Source organism: uncultured Caballeronia sp., from assembly GCF_964243625.1.
GTDB lineage: Bacteria > Pseudomonadota > Gammaproteobacteria > Burkholderiales > Burkholderiaceae > Caballeronia.
This window is the reverse complement of the sequence record NZ_CAXTGZ010000470.1, coordinates 1-4,798: the sequence shown is the minus strand read 5'-3', so window position 1 is coordinate 4,798 and position 4,798 is coordinate 1. Positions and strand designations below refer to the sequence as shown.

Genomic DNA, 4,798 nt, shown 5'->3' with positions numbered 1-4,798 from the left:
TCGCGAAGGACTTCGGCTTGCACGACTCGCCCGTTTCGATTCTCGGGCTGACCTTGCCTGCGCTCACATTCGCGCTGACCATCGACCGGGTGCTCAATGGTTTGACGCGGCCGTTCTTCGGATGGATTTCCGACAGGATCGGGCGAGAGAACACCATGTTCATGGCGTTCGCCATCGAAGCAGTCGGAATCCTGGCGTTGTCGAAGTACGGGCAAAGTCCCGTTGCCTTTGTGATACTGACCGGGATCGTGTTCTTCGCGTGGGGTGAGATCTACAGCTTGTTCCCGGCCACTTGCGGCGACACCTTCGGTCCGAAGTTTGCCGCGACCAATGCCGGTCTGCTTTATACGGCGAAGGGAACGGCCGCGTTGCTGGTGCCGTTCAGCAGCGTGATCACGGCGGCCACGGGAAGCTGGCACGCGGTGTTCATGCTGGCGTCCGGCATGGCGGCGCTGTCTGCGCTACTGGCTCTGTTCGTGCTCAAGCCGATGCGGCAAGCGCACAAGCAGAAGCATGCAGCGGCGCCGATGGACATGCCGTTTGCGTCGGTGGTGAAGGAGTGATGCAGCGTTGAGTTGCAAAATGCCCGATGGCCGGCCATATAGCCGGCCATCGGTCGTTTCAGGTCAAGCCTGTTTCCGGCCGACCAGATAAGACACGCCCTCGGGGCCATATCGTTCGCTGTGCGCTTCATTCGTCATGAGATGAAACACATCGCCGATCTGATAGCGCGTTTGTTTTCCCGCGACGTCCAGCGTCAGCTCACCTTCCAGGATCAGCGCCTTCGCTTCGAACGCATGCGTATGGTTGTCCAGGGAAGCGCCGGCTTCCCGTTCGACCAGCACGGTTGTCTGAAAACCCTCGCGCGCAAGCATTTCGATGAAATCGTCGCGTTCCATGATCGTTCCTTTGGGATTCGAGGCCACACCAGTCACTAATATAAGTTGAAACGCATGTTCTGCGGCCAAACGGGAAAACGCGTAAAATATGAGACTGTCCTCACATTTTCACGCGCATTGTCCTGCGCACGCTTTCAATTGGAGCCGTCATGTCTAGTCTCGATCTCAATCCTGAACGCACCGCGCTGGTAGCCATCGATTTGCAACACGGCATTCTGGCGCGTCCGCTCGGCCCGCATGCCGCCGCCGATGTCGTAGCAAACAGCGTGCAACTCGCCAACGCGGTGCGTGCGAAAGGCGGCCTGGTCGTCTGGGTTCGCGTCGACCTGACGGCGATCCTGCACCTTTCCGCCGATGCACCCACTGCGCCGCCGAAGGGCTCGCCCCCGCCGCCCGCGAGCGCGTCGGAGTTATCGGCGGAACTTGGGATTCAGAGCGGGGATGTAGTCGTGACCAAGCGCCAGTGGGGCGCGTTTTATGGCACGGATCTGGAGCAGCAACTGCGCCGCAAGGGCATCCGGACAGTGATCATGAGCGGCATTGCCACGAATTTCGGCGTGGAATCGACGGCGCGCGGCGCATTCGATCGCGGCTATGAACTCGTGTTTGCGGAAGACGCGATGACGTCGCTGAGCGCCGAGGCCCATGCGTTCGTAGTCGAGAACATCTTCCCGCGCATGGGGCGGGTGAGGGCGACTGCGGATGTGGTGAAGGCGCTGCAGGAAGGTTAAGACAGGAACGGTCCGATACACGTGTTGTGCCGGACCGTTCGGGATTTCAAACCTCGAGCCGCGACTCCTTCGCTGCTTCCATCTCCTGCGTCGATCCCTTCGCCGGCCGTCCGGCCCAATAGCCGGCCAGCAACGAACCGGACAAGTTGTGCCATACCGAAAACAATGCGCCCGGGAGCGCTGCTATCGGCGTGAAATACAACTTGCCGAGCGTCGCTGCGAGTCCCGAGTTCTGCATCCCGACTTCGATTGCCAGCGTGCGGCACACGGCTTCATCGAAGCCGAGCAGGCGGCCGCCCCAATAGCCGCCAAGCAGGCCGATGCCGTTATGCAAAATCACCCCGAACATCACCAGCAGGCCCACAGATGCAATGCTCTTCTGTGTTCCCGCGACCACGGCGGAAATGATGAGCAGGATGGCGATCATCGAAATGATCGGCAACGCCGGTTCGACCGCGCGCACGAGCTTGTTGAAAAAGTGGTTGATGAACAACCCGGCAACGATCGGCAGCGCGACGATCTGGACGATGCTCATCAGCATGCCGTGGACATCGACTGCAATCGATGCATCCACGTACAGCCGCGTGAGCAAGGGCGTGGCGAACACGCCGACGAGCGTCGATAACGCACTGATGGTGACGGACAGTGCAACATCGCCGCGCGCCAGATAGATCATCACGTTGGACGCGGTGCCGCTCGCGACGCTTCCGACCAGCACCATGCCGGCCGTCAGGTCGGGCGGCATGCGCAACGCCTTGGCGATTCCCCACGCGGCGAGCGGCATCACCAGATAGTGCAGCCCGATTCCCGCAATCACCGGCGCCGGCCGCGTGAACACGCGCCGGAAGTCGGCGAAGGAGAGCGTGACGCCCATTGCGAACATGATGATGGTGAGCAGCGTGGTGACGTGGGGCGCGATGCCCGTGAACGAGGCTGGCGAGAAATAGGCGACGACCGAGATGAGTACGGCCCAGACGGGAAACAGGCGGGTGACGCGTGAAAGCATGCTGATACGATCCTGGCTGATTTAAAGGGGGCGGGAAAACAGGCTGACCATGCCATCGATAAAAGCGGCCAAGGGCGCACCGCACAACGAATCCTTATGAGATCCGCCGGCCGCGGACAAAACGCCGAACCGGATTGTAGCGGTTGCCTTACAGCTCCCGCCCAGGTTACTTCAGCCGCGCCACGGTGCCCGCATCCGGTTCGCCGCCAAAATACGTATTGAGTGCGAGTTCGAACGGCGTCTTGTCCGTGGCGGCGTGGGCGAACAGGGTCATCGACGAATGGAATTTGAGGTCGTCCGGGTAGCCGAAAATCTGTTCCACCGAGCGTCCCTCGAGCGCGTTGACGATTTGCGTCAACACCCGCAGACGCTCTCCAAGCACAGGATGATCGAGGTATGCGCGTGCCTCGTCCACTGAAGATATGGCGTAGCGTCGCGCCATGTCACTATGTCCCAGCCCCTGGATTTGCGGAAACACGAACCACATCCAGTGCGTGCGTTTCTTGCCGGTTTCGAGTTCCGAAGTCACCGTTTCGAACAACGGATTCTGGGCATCGACAAAACGTTGCAGATTAAACGGGTCGCTCATTACCGCCTCCAGATCGTTGCCGGAAAATGCTGCAAGTGATGTTCCCGCCATGCCTGCAGAAAAGGCAATCCTGCCCGTTTGCGAACGATATGCCGCTTTCTGCTATCTTGGCGGCCATGCAAAACATCATCGAAATTTCGAATCTGTCGAAGAGCTATGCGTCCGGCTTCACGGCGCTGAAAAATGTCTCGCTCGATATCCGTCGCGGGGAGATCTTCGCGCTACTCGGGCCGAACGGCGCAGGCAAGACCACGCTGATCAGCATTGTGTGCGGGATCGTGAATCCCACAGAAGGCACGGTACGCGTGAACGGTCACGGCATTATCTCCGACTACCGCGCCGCCCGCGCAATGATCGGGCTCGTGCCACAGGAACTGACCACGGACGCGTTCGAATCCGTCTGGGCCACCGTTTCATTCAGCCGCGGCTTGTTCGGCAAACCGCCAAACCCGGCGCATATCGAGAAAGTGCTGCGCTCGTTGTCGCTCTGGGAGAAGAAGGACAACAAGCTTGTCACGCTCTCGGGCGGCATGAAACGCCGCGTGCTGATTGCAAAGGCTTTGTCGCACGAACCGGAAATCCTGTTCCTCGACGAGCCGACTGCCGGCGTGGATGTGGAACTGCGCCGCGACATGTGGAACCTCGTGCGCGGCCTGAAGGCGAGCGGCGTGACGATCATCCTGACGACGCATTACATCGATGAAGCCGAGGAAATGGCGGATCGTATCGGTGTGATCAATCGCGGCGAGATCATTCTGATCGAGGAGAAAGCCGAACTGATGCGCAAGCTTGGCCAGAAAAAACTCGCGCTGCAACTGGAAGATGCAATCACGCAGGTTCCCGCAGGTCTGAGCGGATACCGGCTGGCGCTCTCCGCGGATGGTTGCGAACTGACGTACACCTACGACGCGCAGGACGAACCGGGCCGCATCATTACATTGCTGAAGGATCTCGCCGATAACGGCGTCCAGTTCAAAGACCTGCAGACGACGCAGAGCTCGCTGGAAGACATTTTCGTGAGCCTGGTCGGAGAGAAGAAATGAATATTCATGCAGTCCGGGCCATCTACAAGTTCGAAATGGCGCGCACGTGGCGCACGATCATGGGCAGCATCATCTCGCCGGTAATCTCCACGTCGCTGTATTTCGTGGTGTTCGGCGCGGCGATCGGCTCGCGCATTCCCGAAGTGAACGGCGTGAGTTATGGCGCGTTCATCGTGCCGGGTCTCGTGATGCTGTCGCTTTTGACGCAAAGCGTCTCCAATGCGTCGTTCGGCATCTACTTTCCAAAATTCACCGGTACGATTTACGAACTATTGTCCGCGCCGATTTCGTATCTGGAGATCGTGCTGAGTTATGTGGGTGCGGCCGCGACCAAGTCGATCATCCTCGGCCTGATCATTCTCGCGACCGCGCGCCTCTTCGTGCCGTTGCATGTGGATCATCCGTTCATGATGATCGTGTTCCTGTTGCTGACGGCGATTACGTTCAGCTTGCTGGGATTCATCATCGGCATCTGGGCGGACGGGTTCGAGAAGTTGCAGGTGATGAATCCCAGCAAGCTGAACGTAATC

At 59.4% G+C, this 4,798-nt stretch carries 7 protein-coding genes; 4 read left to right on the top strand and 3 right to left on the bottom strand.

Annotation, left to right across the window (positions count from 1 at the left end):
* On the top strand, positions 1–563 hold a 563-nt coding region (locus tag ACFFAR_RS24935; RefSeq protein WP_375508639.1), incomplete at its 5' end, for an MFS transporter.
* A 63-nt stretch (positions 564–626) separates the two neighbouring features.
* Here the strand turns inward: ACFFAR_RS24935 and ACFFAR_RS24930 are convergent.
* Complete coding sequence (locus ACFFAR_RS24930; protein WP_062172347.1) at positions 627–899, bottom strand: cupin domain-containing protein; 273 nt, start codon at positions 897–899, stop codon at positions 627–629.
* Positions 900–1,048: 149 nt separating this feature from the next.
* Here ACFFAR_RS24930 and ACFFAR_RS24925 point away from each other — a divergent pair, with 149 nt between their 5' ends.
* On the top strand, positions 1,049–1,630 hold the full coding sequence (locus ACFFAR_RS24925) for a hydrolase (protein ID WP_174364859.1): 582 nt from the start codon (positions 1,049–1,051) through the stop codon (positions 1,628–1,630).
* Between the two features lie 46 nt (positions 1,631–1,676).
* On the opposite strand, the gene ACFFAR_RS24920 is transcribed toward ACFFAR_RS24925, so the two are convergent.
* Positions 1,677–2,636, bottom strand: coding sequence for a bile acid:sodium symporter (locus ACFFAR_RS24920; protein WP_174364860.1), 960 nt, complete (start codon positions 2,634–2,636; stop codon positions 1,677–1,679).
* 166 nt (positions 2,637–2,802) lie between these two features.
* Complete coding sequence (locus ACFFAR_RS24915; protein WP_062003631.1) at positions 2,803–3,225, bottom strand: DUF1810 domain-containing protein; 423 nt, start codon at positions 3,223–3,225, stop codon at positions 2,803–2,805.
* 116 nt (positions 3,226–3,341) lie between these two features.
* Here ACFFAR_RS24915 and ACFFAR_RS24910 point away from each other — a divergent pair, with 116 nt between their 5' ends.
* On the top strand, positions 3,342–4,268 hold the full coding sequence (locus ACFFAR_RS24910) for an ABC transporter ATP-binding protein (protein WP_062172637.1): 927 nt from the start codon (positions 3,342–3,344) through the stop codon (positions 4,266–4,268).
* A partial coding sequence (locus tag ACFFAR_RS24905) for an ABC transporter permease (RefSeq protein ID WP_174364861.1) occupies positions 4,265–4,798 on the top strand: 534 nt, incomplete at its 3' end. The genes ACFFAR_RS24910 and ACFFAR_RS24905, both read left to right, overlap by 4 nt.